The organism is Pseudomonas sp. GW101-3H06 (assembly GCF_059424605.1).
The window spans coordinates 3,335,259-3,354,680 of record NZ_JBWKZO010000001.1 but is presented as its reverse complement, the minus strand read 5'-3'; the positions used below and the strand labels follow the sequence as shown (position 1 = coordinate 3,354,680).

General features: G+C 55.9%; 19 protein-coding genes. 13 read left to right on the top strand and 6 right to left on the bottom strand.

Features of this window, described 5'->3' with window-relative positions:
* Window positions 1–9: 9 nt before the first annotated feature.
* Together AC07ZE_RS15260 and AC07ZE_RS15255 are read left to right on the top strand one after the other, a co-directional pair.
* Window positions 10–1,026, top strand: coding sequence for a M14 family metallopeptidase (locus AC07ZE_RS15260; RefSeq protein WP_207265543.1), 1,017 nt, complete (start codon window positions 10–12; stop codon window positions 1,024–1,026).
* A gap of 283 nt (window positions 1,027–1,309) precedes the next feature.
* Window positions 1,310–3,211, top strand: a complete 1,902-nt coding sequence (locus tag AC07ZE_RS15255) for a potassium transporter Kup (protein WP_207265542.1) — start codon at window positions 1,310–1,312, stop codon at window positions 3,209–3,211.
* A 13-nt stretch (window positions 3,212–3,224) separates the two neighbouring features.
* On the opposite strand, the gene AC07ZE_RS15250 is transcribed toward AC07ZE_RS15255, so the two are convergent.
* Both AC07ZE_RS15250 and AC07ZE_RS15245 read right to left on the bottom strand, forming a co-directional pair.
* Window positions 3,225–3,896, bottom strand: a complete 672-nt coding sequence (locus AC07ZE_RS15250) for a class I SAM-dependent methyltransferase (RefSeq protein WP_207265541.1) — start codon at window positions 3,894–3,896, stop codon at window positions 3,225–3,227.
* Between the two features lie 269 nt (window positions 3,897–4,165).
* Entirely contained in the window at window positions 4,166–5,137 is a 972-nt protein-coding gene (locus AC07ZE_RS15245) for an oxidoreductase (protein ID WP_207265540.1), read from the bottom strand.
* An 86-nt stretch (window positions 5,138–5,223) separates the two neighbouring features.
* On the opposite strand from AC07ZE_RS15245, the gene AC07ZE_RS15240 reads away from it, so the two are divergent.
* The 10 genes from AC07ZE_RS15240 (at window position 5,224) to AC07ZE_RS15195 (ending at window position 15,605) form a co-directional block, all read left to right on the top strand.
* A complete protein-coding gene (locus AC07ZE_RS15240; protein ID WP_259331957.1) occupies window positions 5,224–6,141 on the top strand; it encodes an AraC family transcriptional regulator in 918 nt (305 codons plus the stop codon).
* Between the two features lie 162 nt (window positions 6,142–6,303).
* On the top strand, window positions 6,304–6,525 hold the full coding sequence (locus tag AC07ZE_RS15235; RefSeq protein WP_207265539.1) for a DUF417 family protein: 222 nt from the start codon (window positions 6,304–6,306) through the stop codon (window positions 6,523–6,525).
* Between the two features lie 166 nt (window positions 6,526–6,691).
* Window positions 6,692–6,925, top strand: a complete 234-nt coding sequence (locus AC07ZE_RS15230; RefSeq protein ID WP_207265538.1) for a hypothetical protein — start codon at window positions 6,692–6,694, stop codon at window positions 6,923–6,925.
* Window positions 6,926–6,970: 45 nt separating this feature from the next.
* Window positions 6,971–8,332 (top strand): glutathione-disulfide reductase, encoded by a 1,362-nt coding sequence (gene gorA, locus AC07ZE_RS15225; RefSeq protein ID WP_207265537.1) that lies wholly within the window; start codon window positions 6,971–6,973, stop codon window positions 8,330–8,332.
* Between the two features lie 217 nt (window positions 8,333–8,549).
* Window positions 8,550–9,434 (top strand): transcriptional regulator CynR, encoded by an 885-nt coding sequence (gene cynR, locus AC07ZE_RS15220; protein WP_207265536.1) that lies wholly within the window; start codon window positions 8,550–8,552, stop codon window positions 9,432–9,434.
* Window positions 9,435–9,585: 151 nt separating this feature from the next.
* Window positions 9,586–10,215 (top strand): glutathione S-transferase family protein, encoded by a 630-nt coding sequence (locus AC07ZE_RS15215; protein ID WP_207265535.1) that lies wholly within the window; start codon window positions 9,586–9,588, stop codon window positions 10,213–10,215.
* 212 nt (window positions 10,216–10,427) lie between these two features.
* The gene (locus AC07ZE_RS15210; protein ID WP_207265534.1) at window positions 10,428–11,348 is read left to right on the top strand and encodes a LysR family transcriptional regulator; all 921 of its coding nucleotides are present in this window, start codon (window positions 10,428–10,430) and stop codon (window positions 11,346–11,348) included.
* The gene (locus AC07ZE_RS15205; RefSeq protein WP_207265533.1) at window positions 11,348–12,259 is read left to right on the top strand and encodes a LysR family transcriptional regulator; all 912 of its coding nucleotides are present in this window, start codon (window positions 11,348–11,350) and stop codon (window positions 12,257–12,259) included. Before AC07ZE_RS15210 ends, AC07ZE_RS15205 begins: the two co-directional genes overlap by 1 nt.
* A 316-nt stretch (window positions 12,260–12,575) precedes the next feature.
* Entirely contained in the window at window positions 12,576–13,199 is a 624-nt protein-coding gene (locus tag AC07ZE_RS15200; protein WP_207265532.1) for a DJ-1/PfpI family protein, read from the top strand.
* A 333-nt stretch (window positions 13,200–13,532) separates the two neighbouring features.
* A complete protein-coding gene (locus tag AC07ZE_RS15195) occupies window positions 13,533–15,605 on the top strand; it encodes a 2Fe-2S iron-sulfur cluster-binding protein (RefSeq protein WP_207265531.1) in 2,073 nt (690 codons plus the stop codon).
* 18 nt (window positions 15,606–15,623) lie between these two features.
* On the opposite strand, the gene grxC is transcribed toward AC07ZE_RS15195, so the two are convergent.
* The 4 genes from grxC to cynS form a co-directional block, all read right to left on the bottom strand.
* Window positions 15,624–15,887, bottom strand: a complete 264-nt coding sequence (gene grxC / locus AC07ZE_RS15190) for a glutaredoxin 3 (RefSeq protein ID WP_207265530.1) — start codon at window positions 15,885–15,887, stop codon at window positions 15,624–15,626.
* A 29-nt stretch (window positions 15,888–15,916) separates the two neighbouring features.
* The gene (locus AC07ZE_RS15185) at window positions 15,917–16,579 is read right to left on the bottom strand and encodes a carbonic anhydrase (protein ID WP_207265529.1); all 663 of its coding nucleotides are present in this window, start codon (window positions 16,577–16,579) and stop codon (window positions 15,917–15,919) included.
* Window positions 16,580–16,620: 41 nt separating this feature from the next.
* Window positions 16,621–16,869: a DUF2790 domain-containing protein gene (locus AC07ZE_RS15180; RefSeq protein ID WP_207265528.1), complete on the bottom strand. Its 249-nt coding sequence runs from the start codon at window positions 16,867–16,869 to the stop codon at window positions 16,621–16,623.
* Window positions 16,870–16,973: 104 nt separating this feature from the next.
* Complete coding sequence (gene cynS / locus AC07ZE_RS15175; RefSeq protein WP_207265527.1) at window positions 16,974–17,441, bottom strand: cyanase; 468 nt, start codon at window positions 17,439–17,441, stop codon at window positions 16,974–16,976.
* 1,581 nt (window positions 17,442–19,022) lie between these two features.
* Between cynS and AC07ZE_RS15170 the strand changes: the two genes are divergently transcribed.
* On the top strand, window positions 19,023–19,406 hold the full coding sequence (locus AC07ZE_RS15170; RefSeq protein WP_259331956.1) for a hypothetical protein: 384 nt from the start codon (window positions 19,023–19,025) through the stop codon (window positions 19,404–19,406).
* Window positions 19,407–19,422: the final 16 nt, after the last annotated feature.

Sequence of the window (19,422 nt, the reverse complement as noted above, 5' to 3'; positions counted from 1 at the left end):
GGGCAGCGCATGGTGCGGGATGTTTCGTTCAACGTTCTCAACAATAACGGTGACGCGGTGCAGGTCGGTGCGTGGCGTTTCGAGGGCGATGGTCAGGGGCCGAACGTGCATTTGCAGGCCGGGGTGCATGCCGATGAAATCGCCGGGATGCTGGTGCTGCACCTGTTGATGCAACGCCTTCAGGTCGCCGAGTCCGAGGGCAGGCTCAAGGGCAGTGTGACCGTGGTGCCCCAGGCCAACCCGCTGGGCATCGGACAGTTTCGCCAGGGACGGATTCTCGGCCGATACCATGATGCGACCGGGCATAACTTCAATCGTGGATTCGACCAGTCGGCGGCAATGGAACGACCGTCAACCGTCGTCCAGCACTGGCAACAGAAACTGGTGCAACTGGCGGCGCCGGCGGATGTGATGCTCGACTTGCACACCGATGATGAGGCGTTGGCGTACCTTTACGTGCACCGAAGTTTCTGGCCCCGTGGTCGTGAACTGGCGGCGGCGCTGAAAATGGATGTGGCGATCATCTGGGATGACGGCGGTGATGGCTCCTTCGAAGAAACCATCATTGCGCCCTGGCTGCGTGACGGCAGCACCGGGCAACGCATGGCCGCGACCCTGGAGTTACGCGGGCAGGGTGATGTCAACGACCACTTCGCCCGGCAGGATGCCGAGGGTCTCTATGCGTGGTTGTGCGGGTATGGGGTGATCGACGACGCGGTATCGCCCAATGAATGGCCCGTCGAGGCCGTGGAAATGGGGCATATGGAAACCATCCTCGCGCCGCAGCCTGGCGTGTTGATCTTTGAGAAGGCGCTGGGCGATGTCGTCGAAGAGGGCCAGCGCTTCGCGCGAATCCTGCGCCGCCCGGGCGATCCGTCCTCCGAAGTGGTGCTGTATGCCGAACAGACCGGTCGACTGGTGACGCGCTACCGTGATCGATTGATCTCCCAGGGTATGGGGGTGGCGAAGTTCACCGGCAGCCGGATGTCGCGCAACTGGAGCGGTGGACTGCTGGACCCGAACTAGTAGGCAGGTCCTCTCGTAGGCACGAACCGTCTTGAACCCCGCCGATCGATCCGGTTGATCGCGTCTCGCGTAAAATTTTTACGCTTTTTTTACGGTAGTCACTTTCGTCCGAAACGATACTGGCCGCGTTTTCCAACGTCCATGCGTATTGCCCTTTACATCCTGGCGTTCTGAACACGCAGAATGTCCAGGTAAAGTTCAACGGAATGTGCCAATCGGCGTCGAGACCCTTCTCGCTCAAGGATCGCATGCACCATTGCCCTTCAATTCAGAGAAGCTACCTGTGAGCGAAAGCACGACCGCTGTCCATGACCCCTCTCAAGTCAAAACGTCCGCCGCAGGTTTGCTTGTTGCTGCTGTCGGAGTGGTCTACGGCGATATTGGCACCAGTCCCTTGTACACGCTCAAAGAAGTCTTCGGAGGGCATTACGGCGTTCAGGCCAACCATGACGGCGTGCTGGGTATTCTGTCGTTGATTTTCTGGTCGCTGATCTGGGTCGTCTCGATCAAGTACGTACTGTTTGTCCTTCGCGCCGATAATCAGGGCGAAGGCGGGATCATGGCGCTGACGGCATTGGCCCGCCGGGCGGCCAGCCCTTATCCGTTCATGAGCAAGGTGCTGGTCCTGCTTGGCCTCTTCGGCGCGGCGCTTTTCTACGGCGACAGCATGATCACTCCGGCCATCTCGGTGTTATCCGCTGTCGAAGGTTTGCAACTTGCCTTTGACGGGATCGAGCATTGGGTCGTACCGCTGTCAGTGATCGTGCTGGTGGCACTGTTTCTGATTCAGAAACATGGCACGGCCCGTATTGGCATTTTGTTCGGCCCGGTGATGGTGCTGTGGTTTGTCGTGTTGGGTGTACTCGGGATCTACGGGATTTTGCAACATCCACAGGTGCTGCAGGCGCTGAACCCTGCATGGGCAGTGCAGTTCTTCGTGGTTCATCCGGGCATTGGCGTGGCCATCCTGGGTGCCGTCGTATTGTCATTGACCGGTGCTGAAGCGCTTTATGCCGACATGGGCCATTTTGGTCGCAAGCCTATCGCTCGTGCGTGGTTCATCCTGGTGTTGCCCGGCCTGGTGCTCAACTACTTTGGACAGGGCGCCTTGATCCTGGGAAACCCGGAGACTGTGCGCAATCCGTTCTATTTGCTGGCTCCTGAGTGGGCGCTGTTGCCGATGGTCGCGCTCTCCACGCTGGCCACCATCATCGCTTCTCAAGCCGTGATCTCTGGTGCTTTTTCCCTGACCCGCCAGGCCATTCAGCTGGGTTACGTCCCTCGCATGTTCATCCAGCACACCTCCAGCCAGGAACAGGGACAAATCTACATCGGCACGGTTAACTGGGCATTGATGGTCGGAGTGGTCCTGCTGGTGATCGGTTTCGAGTCCTCCAGTGCCTTGGCCGCCGCTTATGGGGTCGCCGTGACGGGGACCATGTTGATCACCACCGTCCTGTCTTCGGCCGTTGTCCTGCTCCTTTGGAAAACGCCGCGCTGGTTGGCCGTTCCGATGCTGCTCGGTTTTTTGCTGGTCGACAGCCTGTATTTCGCGGCCAATGCGCCGAAGATTTTTCAAGGCGGTGCGTTCCCGGTGATTGCCGGCATTGGCCTGTTCATTTTGATGACGACCTGGAAGCGGGGCAGGAAGACGATTGTTGAGCGGCTGGATGAAACCACGCTTCCTTTACCACTGTTCATCGCCAGCATCCGCACGCAGCCTCCCCATCGCGTACAAGGCACGGCGGTATTTCTTACGGCCAGGGCCGATGCCGTTCCTCACGCACTGCTGCACAACCTGCTGCATAACCAGGTTCTGCACGAGCAAGTGGTGTTGTTGACCGTGGTATCCGAAGACAGCCCGCGTGTGGCTGCCCACCAGCGGTTCGAAGTTGAATCCTACGGTGAAGGTTTTTTCCGGGTCAGCCTGCACTTTGGTTTTATCGAGGAGCCGGATGTCCCGCTGGCCTTGAGTCTGTGTCATTTGGCCGAGCTGGATTTCAGCCCGATGCGCACGACGTATTTCCTCAGCCGCGAGACCGTCATCCCGACCAAACGCATCGGTATGGCGCGTTGGCGAGAGGGGCTGTTCGCCTTTTTACTCAAGAACGCCAACAGCAACCTGAAGTACTTCAATTTGCCACTCAACAGGGTGATAGAGCTGGGCACGCAGGTCGAGATGTAGCGACAAGGCCGCTTTAGCGACGCTGCTCGGCCACCAGCAGCAAGGACTGCGGCACAGGACTTTGCGGGTGCTGCGGTTCTTGCAGACCGACCAGTTGAAAGCCGGCCATGTCCAGCGCATTCAGCCAGCTGGACAGGGTACGGAAATACCACGGCATGGGCTGCCACTGGCCCTTGAATCCACAAAACATCTCTTCCCGCCATCCATCCTGATAGTCGCCGGCCGCCACCACCCAGGGGTGCAGCGTCTGGATCACCAGCGCACCGCCAGGGGCGAGCAGGGCGTTCATGGCCGCTAGCAGGGGAATGATGTCCTGGTGCAGCAGGGCGAAGTTGGCACAGATCAGGTCGTAGTCGCTACCGACGTCGACCTTGGCCTCTGCCAACTCGTCGTAGCTCGCCAAATTCACCGGTGCAGACCCGGCCCTGCGCGCCGCCTCGACCAGTGTCGCGCTGCCATCCACCCCGATCGCCTCGATGCCCCGCTCAGTCAGTGCGCGCAGCAACCAGCCTTCGCCGCAACCCAGATCCAGCACACGCCCGGGCTGACGGCCCAGCACCGCCAGCAGGATTGCCTGGTCGGTGACTTTCAGGCGGCTGTCGATGGCGCCGCTGCGGATCGCTTCGATCCAGGCTTCGGCGTTCTGGTGCCAGCTTTGGAGGAGGGTGGACTCGGGGGAGGGCATGGCAGTCGCGCACCTTGAAAGCACCGGTGTAGGGATTTTAGGGGGAATTGGATGTTTTGAGCAGCCATCCAAGAATCTATCTACAAGGACGCCAACACTGGCCAATGACAACTGCTCGTTGAATGGGGGGCACCGTGCGGGCCATCGGCGAGCAAGCAATTCATTCGCCGCCATGTTGTAGACAATGCGCGTCATTATTTTCTTCCAAGAAAAAGTGAAGCGTTGTGTAGCTGTGCTGTGATTCGGCTCAGGTGATGATGGTTCCCGGTTTAATCAATCAACGTCATTCCGGTCCACTGTTCCGATAAGGACCAAAGCCGTTCGGCAAAATCAGAATTGTTTGCCCATTTGGCCACGCCTTTGCGTCCTGACTCCGAATTGTTAATAGGGGCAATATTACAATCCTCACAATAGACGCCACCCATTGCGTCAAGCGCAGTGCTGGTCGCGCACCACAGACCGGTCGCAGCGCCTTGCTCAAGTGATTTCAATCCCGTCTCGGGTGACACGCGTGGTCGCCCGTGCTCATCCCACACCTCAAACGCGGCAATTTCATCGGCAGTCAAGTGGCGTGCAAGATCAGTCAATATTTGACCCGGATGCAGCGAAAAAGCCCGAACGCCTTGTTCACGACCGCGTCGGTCCAGTGCCATTGCAAACAACGCGTTGGCTGTCTTTGACTGGCCATAAGCAACCCACTTGTCATAAGGACGACGTATGAAATCAATGTCTTCGAAGTCCACCCCTGCGATTTGATGCCCTCGTGATGAGACTGAAACCACTCGTGCCGCACCCGCTGCAGTCAGCGCAGGCCATAGGCCGCAGGTCAGGCGGTAGTGACCGAGATGATTGGTAGCGAATTGACCCTCGTGTCCTTCGGCGTCGCGTTTGAGCGCGGTCGCCATCACCCCAGCGCAATTGATCAGGAGTGAAACAGGGGCACCGCGGCTGACGATGCTCCGGCTAAACGCTTGAATCGAATCGGGTTGCATCAGATCCATTTCCTGGACGGCAACACCCTCAATGTCAGCCAGGGCGCAGAGGGCGCGTACCGGATCCCTGGCCGGCACGATGACTTGCGCACCGGCCTTGGCCAGGCTTTTTGCAGTGATCAGGCCGATGCCGGAGTAACCACCGGTGACGATGGCAAGTCGTCCAGTCAGGTCTACGCCGGCCATGACATCGACTGCAGTACTGGCAGCGTTGAATGGCGTATGGATGGGATTTTGGGTACTGGCCATGAAGACTATCCTGCGCGGGTATCGGAGGACATCATTGTTCTCTAAGCTCAGTGGACGAAACAGGTCAATTAATCCGGATTTCTATCTTGATCATCCAAAACCCAACCTCCGATCCGTTATCCGATGTATTAGTCATGGCGGGCTTGCGCGCGGCTTGTTCCGTGCGTTTACAGGCTGGCGGAGAATGGGCGTTACGTTTTCGTCCTATCGAGTTGAAATTCAATGTCGTGCGCCATGGTGAGTGTTGGCTGCTCATGCATGACATGCCGCCCTGTCTTTTGCGTACAGGTGACTGCTTCGTGGTTTCGCGAACCCCATTCATATTGGCCAGCGCGCCGCACGTCGAACCCATAGACGCTGTTGACGTCTTTTCGCACGCGGGGGCTTCAGCGACCTTCGGAGTGGGTGACGAGGTAGAACTACTGGGCGGCAGCGTCTCCCTTTGCAATCCGGGTGCAGTCGACCTTATCGAGCTATTGCCGCCAGTGGTCATCATCCAGGCCAAGTCTGGAGCTGCATCCTCTTTTGCCTGGTTGCTCGATGAACTCGATCGCGAATGGCAGTCCAGTCAGGTGGGCGCGTACGCTATGTGCAATGACCTGTTGCGGCTGATCTTTGTGCATGCGCTACGACATCACATCACGAGCGCCGATGCGGCTGCTCTGAATTGGTTAAATGGCCTGCGAGAACCCGCTACTGCCGCCGTGCTTCGAGCCATTCACAACAAGCCTGAAAAAATATGGCGACTCGCTGAAATGGCGGACATCGCCTGCATGTCCCGCTCCAGCTTTGCTGCATTGTTCAAGACGCGTATGGGTCAATCTCCAGTGGAATATGCCACGCGTTGGCGGATGCGGGTGGCGGCGTCGCGCTTGCGCAACAGCATCGACAGCGTCTCGACGATAGCCGCCTCGCTTGGGTATCTGTCCGATGCCGCCTTCGGTGTCGCGTTCCGGCGCGTTCATGGCACATCGCCGGGAAGGTACCGGCGTAATGAAGATTAGCCACTGGGCCAGGGGTTGAATCAGCGTATGCAGCAGCGGGAAAAACCAGCCCACAAAGAACACTGACGGTGGCGAGCAGTCGTCATTTGGCGGTGGCAGCCGTTTTGTCGAACTGCTGATCGGCTTGCTGGTGCTGTCCAACCCGATCTCACGACGCACCGGGTGCTCGGCGGTGCATTGGCCTTCGGCACGCCACTGGTGACGTTGAGCTTCCTGATCACTACACCCGAAGCCTGGGTGGGTGCTCTCGGGGACGCTCAACACGGTTTTCCTTACCTGTCCGGTGGCGGTCGTCTGGTGCTCAAGGACGTGCTGATGCTTGCCGGCTCTTTGCCCGTGATGGCCGACTCCGCTCGCCAGCTCCTGGGGGAAAGTCGCACATGAGGACTCCCGATACGTTTCCAGCGCAATGCATTATCGGATTGTTTCACTCAGCACAATTAAGTCATGACATCCGTGCTTGTTCTCTAATCGCCCTTAGATGGAGAGACTTACCCCAGAAGCAACAATTCATTTCGGGTTAATTCGATGTCCATCCTGGGAGTCCCACATGATTGAAGTGACTCATGCCTGCGACGGTAACCCTTGGTTGGACACTCCAGCCATGTCCATTACCGAGTTCGAAGGCGGCTTCTTGCTGCCCCAACTGATGGGAGCACTGGCGAGTGAATCCAGAGCGGTACCTGTCACGCACAGATTCAGTACGCATCAGAACAAGGCGTCGGTCTTGACACTGTGCGCGCCATTTTTTCGTGCATTGAAACTTCGTTTTTCTCCCCGTTAACGACATTCGACAGCCCGTGTGTAGTGCTGCCTGCAGAGAGTTGAGATGACCTACGACTTTGATTTATTTGTGATTGGTGCAGGTTCCGGCGGTGTGCGTGCAGCGCGTTTTGCCGCAGGATTCGGTGCGAAAGTAGCCGTAGCTGAAAGTCGCTACCTCGGTGGCACCTGTGTCAACGTCGGTTGTGTCCCGAAAAAGCTGCTGGTCTACGGGGCCCATTTCGCAGACGACTTTGAACAGGCCGAGGGCTTTGGCTGGACTGCGGGTAAGGCCCAATTCGACTGGGAAAAATTGATCTCCAACAAGAACCGTGAGATCGAACGGCTCAATGGCATTTACCGCAAACTGCTGGTCAACAGCGGCGTAACGCTGCTTGAAGGTCATGCACGATTGGCCGATGCGCATCATGTGGACATCAATGGGCAGCGTTTGAGCGCCGAACGCATTTTGATTGCAACGGGCGGCTGGCCACAGATTCCGCAGATTCCAGGCCGCGAGCATGCCATCACCTCGAATGAGGCGTTCTTTCTCGAGCAGCTGCCGAAACGCGTTCTGGTTGTCGGTGGCGGTTATATCGCCGTCGAGTTCGCCGGAATCTTCAACGGCCTGGGCGCCGACACAAGCCTGTTGTATCGCGGCGATCTGTTTCTGCGTGGATTTGATAAAACGGTGCGCACGCATTTGGTTGAAGAACTGACCAAGCGTGGACTGCAACTGCAATTCAACACCGATATCGTGCGGATCGACAAACAGGCAGACGGCAGCCTGCTGGCGACGCTCAGCGACGGCCGTCAACTTGAAACCGACAGTATTTTCTACGCCACGGGGCGGCGGCCGATGCTCGACAATCTGGGGCTGGAAAATACCCGCGTCGAACTCAATGAGAGGGGATACATCGACGTTAACGACAATTTCGAAACTCGCGAACCCTCGATTCTGGCGTTGGGTGACGTGATTGGCCGTGTGCAACTGACTCCGGTCGCGACGGCGGAAGGCATGGCGGTTGCCCGCCGCTTGTTCAAGCCAGAGCAATACCGTCCAGTGGACTACCGCCACATTCCTACTGCGGTCTTCAGCCAACCCAACATCGGCACCGTTGGGCTGACGGAGGAACAAGCGCTCGAAAGAGGACACGAGGTCGTGGTGTTCGAGAGCCGATTCAAACCCATGAAACTGACCCTCACGGAGTCGTCCGAGCAGACGCTGATGAAACTGGTGGTGGATGCGGTGACTGATCGGGTCCTGGGCGCGCACATGGTGGGTCCCGATGCCGGAGACATCATCCAGGGCTTGGCCATCGCGCTGAAAGCGGGCGCCACCAAGCGCCTGTTCGATGAAACCATCGGCGTGCACCCGACCTCGGCAGAAGAGTTTGTAACCTTGCGTACACCTGCCTCTGGCACATGACGGCAGGCCGTTAATCGAACGTATGTTCTCAAGTGTATTGTTATGAAAGTCCAATGACCTCGTTAGTAAGGTTGGTCGCTGTTCAGCCTGTTGTGTGTCTTGATATCGGTGATGAGTGCTAAGCCACGGTTTGGTGTTGAGCACTTCGATTAACCAATAGCGTCCAAGACCGCTATACAATGCAGCGCATAAGCAATGCTTATGGAAGGAAGCTCTCATGCTGCTAAGACATCTGCGCTATTTGTTGGCCGTGGCGGATAACGGGGGATTCACCCGCGCCGCGGAGGCCCTGCATGTTTCCCAGCCGACTTTGTCGCAACAAATTCGGCAATTGGAGGAAACCCTCGGCGTCATTTTGTTCGACCGAACTTCGCGCACGGTGAAACCGACCGACGCGGGCGAGGCCTACATCGCGTGTGCGCGCCGCGTGTTGGTAGAGTTAGCGGCTGGCAAGCGAGCACTGCATGATGTGAAGGATTTGTCCCGCGGCAGCCTGCGCCTGGCGATGACACCGACGTTTATGGCTTACCTGGTCGGACCGTTGATACGCGATTACACCGCGCACTATCCGAATATCCATCTTGAGATTTTTGAGCTGTCGATGGATGAGATCGAGATGGGGCTGGCAGACGATTCGCTGGATATCGCGATTGCCTTTGATCAGGTCAGAAATGCCGACATCGAATCGATCCCTGCTTTTATCGAAACCTTGGGACTGATGGTTGGCCGCGACCATCCGTTGTACGAGTGCCAGACGCCATTGTCCGCGGAGCAGGTTGCTCAACTGGAGTTTGCGTTGCTGACACCTGACTTCGTCACTCGCGTCTGTATTGATGAGTACTTTGCCAAGACAAAGATCACTCCCAGGGTGGTGATCGAGGTCAACTCAGTGAATACGTTGCTGGAGGTGATTCGACACACGACTGTCGCCACCATTCTTCCAGAAGCTATCGCAACTCAGGACCGTGCCCTTCGCAAGATCGCGTTGGCGGACAAGGGGCCTCATCGCGGTGCTGCGTTGCTACGACGCAAAAACAACTATCACAGCGCCGCGTCAGTGGCCTTTATGGACTTGATGTTGGGAATGTCGGCGAGTCACTAGAGCGAATCCTTCAGCAAACAGGTGTTGATCATTCCGTCCAGTGAAATGCTGGATTGTATTTGCTGGTCATTCCGCTGTTTATGCGAGGAGAGGAAGATAACTCCATCGACGCGATCACCGGGTCGAAACCAAACAACAATCGGAGCACGCCATGTCCCAGCAAGCGATCAAACTTTATCGTCACCCTTTGTCTGGCCACGCGCATCGCGTCGAATTGATGCTGTCGCTGTTGGGGCTGCCAACCGAGCTGGTTTTCGTGGATCTGATGAAAGGTGCACACAAAACACCAGAGTTTCTGGCCCGCAACAGCTTCGGCCAAGTGCCGGTGATCGATGACAATGGCACTGTCCTGGCAGACTCCAACGCAATTCTGGTTTATCTCGCAGCCAAATATGGCAAAGGCCAATGGCTGCCGAGCGACCCGCTAGATCAAGCCAAGGTTCAACGCTGGCTGTCAGTGGCCGCAGGCCAGATCAATTCCGGGCCTGCCACCGCACGCTTGATTACCGTGTTTGGTGCGGGCTATGACGCCGAAGACGCCATCAAACGTTCCCACGCCTTGCTCCAAGTGATGGAAGACGAGCTGGGGAACAGTCAATTCCTGGCCGGAGATAAACCGACCATCGCAGACGTCGCCGCTTACACATATGTGTCCCACGCACCGGAAGGTAATGTTGCGCTGACTGACTACCCGAACGTGCGTACCTGGCTGAGCAGTATTGAGGCGCTGCCTCACTTTGTTGGCATGCAACGTACCGCCAAGGGTTTGCAACAGGCTTGACTCAATCCCCTGGAGCTTGCCGAGAGAGCACTCTTGGCAAGCTCCATTCCATTTTAGCTGCGCCGTTTTTCTTTGGATCGCTTCCCGTCGATGCCGTCAGCCAGCCCGACGGTGCGTGCGAAAGTCGCTGTAGCCGACGATACTGGCAAAACGGTCTGCACGCGACAGCGCGTCAGATACTTCACTGTCCTCTCATCCAGACCAGGTCGCTAATGGATCGCTTTCAAGAAATGCAGATTTTCATGGCTGTCGCTGAAGAGGAGGGATTTGCCGCCGCCGCTCGCCGACTGAATATCTCGCCCCCCAGTGTCACCCGCGCCATCGCCGCGATGGAGGAACGCATCGGCACACAACTGCTGTCCCGAACGACGCGAAGCCTGCATCTCACTGAAGCAGGGCAACGTTATCTGGAGGATTGTCGGCGGATTCTAAGTGCGGTCGAAGAGGCGGAGGAGGCCGCTGCCGGCAGTTATTCAATACCGTGCGGGTATTTGACGGTGACCGCGTCAGTTCTGTTTGGAGAGCTGTTCATCGCACCGCTTTTGGCCGAGTACGTGGACCAGTTTCCTTCAGTGCACCTCAACGCGTTGCTGGTTGATCGTGTCGTCAGCATGACCGATGAAAATGTTGATGTTGCAATACGCATCGGCCATTTGCACGAGGGTAATCAGCACGCCATAAAAGTCGGCGAAGTACGGCAGGTCATATGCGGCACCCCCGATTACTTTGAGCGCAACGGCAGGCCGCGTCATCCCGGTGAATTGAGCAGTGCCAATATTGTCATGTCTTCGGCCAGCCATTTGTTGAGCGACTGGCAATTTGTAAATGATGGCAACAATCTGAGTTTTCGCTTTGAGCCGCGGCTGGTGGTTACCGCCAATCAAGCTGCTATCAACATCGCCAGCCTGGGCTGGGGCATCACGCGGGTGTTGTCCTATCAGGTGGCCAACCAGGTCGCTTCTGGCGAGTTGGAGTTGGTGCTGGAAGATTTCGAACCGCCCGCTTTACCCATCCAGGTGGTGTACCTCAAGAACGCCAGAGTACCTGCAAAAGTACGCACCTTTGTGGATTTCCTCATTGATCGGCTGGGTAACGATGAGGCGCTCAAGGCTGTGGTCAAGGGCACGGCCTGATGGATCGCTATCATGAAATGCTCATGTTCGAAGCGTTGTCGCAGAGACCGAGTCTCGCCTCGGCGGCGCGTCGTCTTGATGTGTCCGGTCCTACGGTGGTGCGTGCCATTGCGCGACTGGAGGAGCGTCTGGGGGTGCCACTTTTGGAGCGAAGCACGCGCGGGGTCGTGCTGACCGAGGCCGGTGTTGCGTTCATGGCCGATTGCTCACGCATCCTCAAACAGGTCGATGAGGCGGAGGCGTCGGCCAAAGGCTCGCACGTACAGGCGCAAGGCAATCTCACCGTTGTGTTGCCGCTGCTATTCAGTCGATATGTCATGACGCCCTTGCTGTCCAGCTACATGAATCTGTATCCCGAAGTTAAAGTCTTCGCTCAGTACCACGATCGTTTTCCGAACATGAACGAGGAGGGAATCGACGTGGCAGTGCTGGTCGGTCATCTGCCAAGCTCGTCATTGATCGCACGACAAGTTGGCCATGTACGTGCAATGGTATGCAGTAGTCCCGCTTATCTGGCCTGTCACGGTGAGCCCAATGTACCGCAAGACTTGAGCAATCATCGATTGGTTGCCACGCATGCTTATCGAGACAAGGTTCAGTGGGACTTTCACCAAGACGGTGAGTTCAGTCATATCAAAGCGCGGACAAGGATCAGTTGCGCGACAATCCAGGCGGCTATCGATGCTGCCGCTCATGGAGCAGGGATTACCCGCTGTCCGAGCTATCCATTGCACGAGTATTTGAGCACTGGGAGATTAGTTCGTGTATTGCAGCGCTACGAACTGCCAGCGCTGCCGGTAAACGTTGTGTACCGCGAAGGGCGCAAGGCCTCGATGCGAGTGCGCAGTTTCGTCGACCATATTGTCGACGGCCTGCGCGAGCATCCGGCCATGCAGCTGGACGCTTCCTGAGCAAAAGAATGTTGACTTGTAGCGAAAGCGTAGCTCGCGGTCGCTACGAGTTGTTATTTAGCCGTCGCGGCGAATTGATCGAGAAATTTGTCCTGCTGGATGTACAGATTCTTCCACCATCGGCCAATTCAATGGGGGGAGCCAGGGTGTTTCCTGGGAAACGGCCGGCTAGAGCTACCAACGGATACAAACGCCGCTTGGGCATTTCAGTGAGCGAAATAGTGGATTGTATTTTGTGGTCGTTCTCTCCTTTGCGGTTAAGGGGGAGCATGGGCTCACACATTCTTCCACGCTGTACAGCGGAGGCTCATACCCGATGAAACGCGTGCTTATGTTACTGGCCAACGGCGTAGAGCCACTGGAAATGGCCGCTTTCACCGACGTACTTGGTTGGGCCGATTTGCTCGGTGACCACCCTGTTGAATTGGTTAATGCGGGGCTTCGCAGACAGATCGTAACCACCTTTGGACTCACGCTTAATCCCAGTTTTTTATTAAACGATCTGGACGTGAGCAGTTTCGATGCCTTGGCCTTGCCCGGTGGATTTGAACCGGCGGGTTTTTATGAAGAGGCTCTGAGCGAACCCTTCCTGGACACCATCCGTCATTTCGTCAAAACCGGTAAACCTGTGGCCAGTGTCTGTGTGTCCTCAGTGTGCCTTGGTGTGGCCGGTGTACTGCGCGACAGAAATGCAACGACCTATCACCAGGTGGGCGGAAAACGGAAAAACCAATTATTGGAAACCGGTGCTCGCTTCATAGATAGGCCTGTCGTAGTCGATGACCACATCATCACGTCAAGCGGGCCGGGCACCGCCACCGAAGTTGCCTTTCTGCTGCTTGAGAAATTAACCAGCGCCGAGAATGCCGCTTACATCCGTCAAAAAATGCGCTTTGCCACACCCGACCGTGATTGGTACGAAACGCCGCAAGTGCCCTAAACCGGTCCATTAATGTTTAGTCGATTCACTACCAAGGAAACCGTATGACTCATACAGCACTCATCGCAATGCTGTCGATTACGACGACTGACCGACACCCAATGGGCAGCGCTTAGGTCAAGCGCTTCCAACTTTGGCGATCCTAATGTTGTTCGGACGCGTGCAGGGTCTGTCTCGAACGCCATGAAACGCCCGCAGTGCCAGCGGCGCTGCACAACGCAGAGTTGATGATCACCGGCAATCACGCGATTAGACCCCGCTGCCGGGGATTCAACCATTTGCTCGCCGGTCGGTGGGTGAGGGGCACCTGATTACGAATGGGTAGAGGTGATCATGAATCAGTCAGACACGCCAGACGCATCTCCTTGGCATGCGGGTGAGCGGCAATTGCAGGAAAGCGTCGGCGTCGCCGATCAAATGGAGATATTCGGGCGTAAGGTCGTACGTGATTACATGCCTGATCAGCATCGATTGTTTTACAACCAGCTGCCTTACCTGGTGTTGGGCGCAGTTGATGAAGAGGGCATGCCTTGGGCCACGTTGGTAGAAGGCCCCCCAGGCTTCATTCATTCACCTGATCCGCGTGTGCTACAACTCGATCGTTTGCCAGCTGAGGGTGATCCGGTCAAAGCGGCCCTCAAACAGGGTGCTGCAGTGGGGTTGCTGGGCATCGACCTGAAAACCCGAAGGCGAAATCGAATGAACGGCAATATCAGCACCGCCTCACCAGGCGGTTTTGCCGTTTCTGTGGTGCACGCTTTCGGTAACTGTCCGCAGTACATCCAGTTGCGAGGCGTTGAACCGGTCAGCCTGGGTCATTCATCTTCGAATGTTGTTGCCGAACATCTCAACGAACTGGATGAGGCGGCGAGGGCGACGATCAGCAAGGCCGATACCTTTTTCCTCTCCAGCTACGTTGACCTGGACGGTGACTCATCCAGGCGCTCGGTGGACGTTTCGCACCGGGGTGGCAATCCAGGTTTCGTCAGGATCGAAGGCAACGTGCTGACGATTCCCGATTTCGCCGGCAACCTTCACTTCAATACCTTGGGTAATTTCTTGCTCAACCCTCGCGCGGGGTTGGTGTTTATCGATTTTGAATCAGGCGATGTGCTGCAAGTTTCTGGACATACCGAGATCATGCTTGAGGGGCCAGAGATTGCAGCCTTTCAGGGGGCTGAGCGACTTTGGAAACTGACAGTAGAACGGGTTGTTCGACGCCATGCCGTGTTGGCCTTACGTTGGCAGTTTGAAGGTTTTTCTCCCAACAGTTTAATGACCGGCAGTTGGGAGCAAGCTGAAGGCCGATTGCTGGCTGATGCCTTACGCGATCAATGGCGAAAGCTGCGGGTAACGCGGATCGTTGATGAAAGCAGCACGATTCGCTCTTTCCACTTTGAACCTGCCGATGGTGCAGGCATACCGCGCTTCGAGGCGGGCCAGCATCTGCCAGTTCGTTTTTGCCTTGGCGAAGGGCAGACGCCTCTGGTTAGAACCTACAGCCTGTCGAGCGCGCCCTCTGACAGTTTTTTCCGAATCAGCGTCAAACGTGACGGACTCATCTCCTCGCATTTACACGACCACGTTCAGGTCGGGGATCTGGTTGAAGCGCGTGCGCCTCAAGGACGATTTACGGTGCAAGCCGACGCGCATCGGCCGTTGGTTTTGTTGGCCGCAGGCGTGGGCGTGACGCCGTTGCTCTCAATGCTTCGCGAAGTGATATATGAAGGGGAACGTATCCGTCACACTCGTCGAACCTGGTTTATTCAAAGTGCACGCAGTCTGGCGGAGCTAGGGTTTCGCGATGAGCTTTACGAATTGGCGACCCGTGCCAGGGACAAAGTTCGGGCGCTGCGTCTTCTCAGCCAGCCCGAAGACCACGCTCGGGAAGGTCAGGATTTTGAAGTGGCGGGTAGAGTTGATATTGACCTGCTCAAAGCGCTGCTTCCCCTCGATGACTACGACTTTTACCTGTGTGGCCCTGGTGCATTTACCCAAGCGCTGTATGACGGTTTACGTGAATTGCGCATTGGTGACGACCGGATTCACGCAGAGACGTTCGGACCTTCGACGCTGGTTCGCCAGCGGGATCAATTGACCCCAGCAGTCGAGCAGATACCAGCGGCAAGTAGTCCAGTCAAAGTGCTGTTTCTAACGTCGTCCAAGGAGGCACGTTGGGAACCAGGTGGTGGGAGCCTATTGGAGCTGGCAGAAAGCCGCGGTTTAAATCCTGACTTCAGTTGCCGGGGAGGATCCTGTGGGACATGCCGTACCAGACTGATCAGTGGGGACGTGCACTATCTGAACTTGCCGGCGCAAATGCCGGCCGATGGTGAGGTGCTGATTTGCTGTGCGGTACCTGCACAAAGCAAGGAGGGCGATGCCCCCCTTGTGCTGGATGTGTGAGTCGTCTTTCACCGGCATTCACCCCGCCATGCGCGGGATGAGTGCCTGGTCGATGCTGCCTTCACTGTCGAGCTGAGTCAGATCGTCGAAGCCGCCGACGTGCCAATTGCCGAAGAATATCTGTGGGACGGTTCGGCGACCGCTTCGGCTGACCATCTCATTCTTCACGTCGACTGTGCGCACATCGATTTCCTTATACGCAATGCCTTTGCTGTCGAGCAGGCGCTTGGCACCACGGTAGTAGGGGCAGGTGCTGGTGGTGTACATAGTGACTTCGAACATGTTGGATACGCCTCAAATGCGCAACTGATTCAGGCAACGACTTTTGCGGGACGGGCATGAACGGCAACGGTGTTCGGATGCTTGACCAACGACTTGAAGGTCTTGTTATCGGCGTCCAGGGCGTCGATCGAACCGGTGCCAATGTCGTAGACCCAACCATGAAGATTCACCAGGCCTTTTTCTTGAGCCAGACGCACGCTTGGATGGGTCTGGATGTTGGCGAGTTGAGCGATCACATTTTCACGCGCCATCGAGCTGACTTTTGCAGTCTCATTGGCGTGCGGACGCGATTGGTTGATGACCTTCGCCGATTCGGCGTGTTGCAACCAACCGGCAACAGCTGGCAGGTGATCCATGCATTTGCACTTGGCGACAGCGGTCATTGCACCGCAGTCCGAGTGGCCGCAAATCACGATGTCGGTGACGCCCAGCACAGCGACAGCGTATTCGACCGTGGCCGAGACACCACCGGAGTTGGGGCTGTAAGACGGCACGATGTTGCCGGCGTTGCGGATCACAAACAGTTCGCCAGGTTCTTGTTGGGTCAGCAACTCGGGAACAACGCGGCTGTCAGAACAGGTGATGAACAACGTGCCTGGGTGTTGCGTGGTCGCCAGGTGTTTGAACAGGTCAGTGCGCTGTGGAAACGCTTCCTTTTGAAACTTCAAAAAACCTTCGATGAGCGCTTTCATGATGTTTACCTTTAATAAATGGTGAAGGGATTGAACGGCGATCAGTTGGTGCAGCCGCTTCCGATCAAGCTGTATTCCAGGATATGGGTCTCACCGTGCGAATCGCGGTAAGTCATTTGCACCGGCGTCGGACCACAGACATCGGCTTTAGGGGTGATATGAATCACTTTGGCGATATCCAGATGCATGCCGTATGCGTAAGGAACGGCCTCTGGTGCAACCACCGCTTCCTGTGCGTAGGCGGACACCGAGGCAGCCAGGGACAGGGCGAGAAACGGAATTTTTTTCATGACGAATCCTCCATTCAACTGTGGTGATTGATAGAAATGGGTTAAGAATTTTTTGAAGCAGGCCCGCAGAGGCGGCGGGCCGAATTACAGAGTCATCTGCACACTTAGAAAGGGCGCAGTGGCAGGAACTTGCCATCGAGGGTGATCACTGCACGGTGACCGCCTTCCGGATCTTCGACTTTCTTCATGTCCAGTTTGAAATTGATCGCGCTGATGATGCCGTCGCCGAACTGCTCATGAACCAGGGCTTTGAGGGTGGTGCCGTAAATCTGGATCATTTCGTAGAAGCGGTAGATGGTCGGGTCGGTGGGGACACCGGAGAGGCTGCCGCGCAGCGGGATGATTTGCAGGCGGGCTACCGAATCGGCATCCAGCTCGAGTTTTTCGCCGATCACCTTGGCCGCGGCTTCAGGCAATGGGTGCTGACCGAGCAAGGCAGCTGTGACGTAAGCCAGGCCAAGGCCGGTGCCTTGAGTCACTTGCTCGAAGGACAGATTTTTGCGCGCCTTGGCGTCAAGAATTTTAGCGGTCAGTTCGAGACTGGTGTCGTTGTAAGCGTGGGACTGGGTCATGGTGTTTCTCCTATCGATTTACGTGGTGGGTGTTGCTTGGGTGTGAAGCAATCTTCTGCCGTTTGTTCGATAGCGTCCAAGATCGATATGCAATCCTGGGCATAAGTGGTGCCTATAGATGCACGTCGGAATGTTCATGAATGTTGGAACCCCAGAGGCGCTGCTGTTGATTGAGATTGACGTAGCTCAGGCAAGCATTGGAGGAGGGGGCACCGCGATGCGCTTTGTATTGCCCGTACATGCCACAACCAAAGCTCAAGATATGTGGCGTGCGAACTGTCGTCGAAGCTCCATCGGGAGCAATGAACTATTTGTTATATGGGGCAGATCTCATGTTGCAGAATGTCTCTGCTACATAGTCGAAAAAAATGTGTGAAGTTCCTACTTTGCATCAAACGAAATAACTCACAAATTTTCAGCATAATTATTAACGAAATTATTATGCGGCTTCTTTATTTGCGCCTATCGCGCCCAGAATTACACTGTTCTCACTCAGATAGTGGCGGAAACGGGAACGCAGCCAACGTTCTCCAGGATCATTGTCCAGCGTGGAGCTCCATGACAACGAAGGTCGCTGACGTGCGTCGCAATCAATGCAGCGACGCAGAGCGCAAGTTCATGGGATGAGGGCAGGGGACTCAGTCCCGGCAGCCTGTATACCACTGGACCGATCCAGGACGCCATCGGCCGCAGGCAGAACTCCATGAACGTCTCGGCGACGCGGCGGCGCAAGGCCCGCAGTACTGATGACGTGTTCGATGAACGATGATTTAACTACACTAAATAGCCGTTTAGTTGAATTATCAATGAGTTAGTGGAATGTCTCGATTTGGCCGCAGCAGTCGCGCAAGTGGCGCCAGAAAACGGGACGAGGCATGCGCTTCGCTGGTTTTCACCGAAACACGATGATTAAGGTCACTGTTGAAAATAAATCGCACGTGAAATTAGGAGGAGTACTTCGTCTGGCAAAACCCGGAGTTAGAACAGCAACGGGATTTTGATATACCAAGCGCGCTAGGTTCCTCAAGGACAAAGCACACAGACTCAGTATTACTGTGCAAACTCGTTTTTTTGACGCATCACACGCCCATCATGCGGTTTGTATACACAGCGCACGGCAGCCTTTTAAACCTGCGTAACAGCGTGATGCTGAAAGCTGCAGATTTCGCATAGCATCTGGTTTGGAGATCGTATGAACTCGAAATCCTGGTAGCAGATCGTGGATGAGGAACAATCGGAAGTAAAAAAGTAAAAGGAAGCAGGTGGCGACAAATCCGCCAAAATCGGAAGCAAAAAAAACGGAAGCTTCATGGCGTTATCTGAACAATTACTTCCTGATCTATATGCAGATTTACTTCCGCGTACTATCTGCTTAAGTGAGCTTCAAATCTGATCAGGCAAAGCTCACACACTCGCTAACGACGGTGCGCATAATGTATATTATGTTAAACGAGGTGCTATGTTAGATATGTTCATGAGCAGCCTAAAGCCCTGATTCGACAATCCCGCTTCTGACGTCCACTCTCTCAACGGGCCATGTACGTTGTGTTCATGGTGAACCATTGTATGAGGTGGCTGCCGATGAAGCTGATTCAGTGCCGTTACGCTTCTGGTCAACGTGTACCGCTGCTCGTGCAGACCGGAGATGCGGCGTCGTTGCCCATCTTGTCCCGTTCATCTACGTTCATCTACGTTCAACTCAAGCTGAGGTACCGCGCTTACAACACTGCTGCGGCACATCTGCGTGCGATCCAGTCTTTCTATAGCTATGGCAAAAGCCGTGACCTCAATATTGATGAGGCCATCGTGGCCTGCCACTTTGAGGCGATTCTGGCTTTGCTGGATGGTTACGCCATCTGGCTCCAAAGCGGCCGTCACGCCGATAATCTGGTCGCCCGAATCGGCACAGCTGCAACGGCACCTTTTCCGCAGATCGATCCGCGTAGCCGTGATGGCGTTTTTTAGATGGGTACGTACCGTT

Bases quoted from the DNA above. Each gene is read 5' to 3' on its own strand.
- AC07ZE_RS15200 (WP_207265532.1), top strand. From the start codon at position 12,576: ATGAAACGCGTGCTTATGTTACTGGCCAACGGCGTAGAGCCACTGGAA.
- gorA (WP_207265537.1), top strand. From the start codon at position 6,971: ATGACCTACGACTTTGATTTATTTGTGATTGGTGCAGGTTCCGGCGGT.
- cynR (WP_207265536.1), top strand. From the start codon at position 8,550: ATGCTGCTAAGACATCTGCGCTATTTGTTGGCCGTGGCGGATAACGGG.
- AC07ZE_RS15245 (WP_207265540.1), bottom strand. From the start codon at position 5,137: ATGGCCAGTACCCAAAATCCCATCCATACGCCATTCAACGCTGCCAGT.
- AC07ZE_RS15260 (WP_207265543.1), top strand. From the start codon at position 10: ATGGTGCGGGATGTTTCGTTCAACGTTCTCAACAATAACGGTGACGCG.
- AC07ZE_RS15250 (WP_207265541.1), bottom strand. From the start codon at position 3,896: ATGCCCTCCCCCGAGTCCACCCTCCTCCAAAGCTGGCACCAGAACGCC.
- AC07ZE_RS15230 (WP_207265538.1), top strand. From the start codon at position 6,692: ATGATTGAAGTGACTCATGCCTGCGACGGTAACCCTTGGTTGGACACT.
- AC07ZE_RS15180 (WP_207265528.1), bottom strand. From the start codon at position 16,869: ATGAAAAAAATTCCGTTTCTCGCCCTGTCCCTGGCTGCCTCGGTGTCC.
- AC07ZE_RS15215 (WP_207265535.1), top strand. From the start codon at position 9,586: ATGTCCCAGCAAGCGATCAAACTTTATCGTCACCCTTTGTCTGGCCAC.
- grxC (WP_207265530.1), bottom strand. From the start codon at position 15,887: ATGTTCGAAGTCACTATGTACACCACCAGCACCTGCCCCTACTACCGT.
- AC07ZE_RS15185 (WP_207265529.1), bottom strand. From the start codon at position 16,579: ATGAAAGCGCTCATCGAAGGTTTTTTGAAGTTTCAAAAGGAAGCGTTT.
- AC07ZE_RS15205 (WP_207265533.1), top strand. From the start codon at position 11,348: ATGGATCGCTATCATGAAATGCTCATGTTCGAAGCGTTGTCGCAGAGA.
- AC07ZE_RS15210 (WP_207265534.1), top strand. From the start codon at position 10,428: ATGGATCGCTTTCAAGAAATGCAGATTTTCATGGCTGTCGCTGAAGAG.
- AC07ZE_RS15195 (WP_207265531.1), top strand. From the start codon at position 13,533: ATGAATCAGTCAGACACGCCAGACGCATCTCCTTGGCATGCGGGTGAG.
- cynS (WP_207265527.1), bottom strand. From the start codon at position 17,441: ATGACCCAGTCCCACGCTTACAACGACACCAGTCTCGAACTGACCGCT.
- AC07ZE_RS15170 (WP_259331956.1), top strand. From the start codon at position 19,023: ATGAAGCTGATTCAGTGCCGTTACGCTTCTGGTCAACGTGTACCGCTG.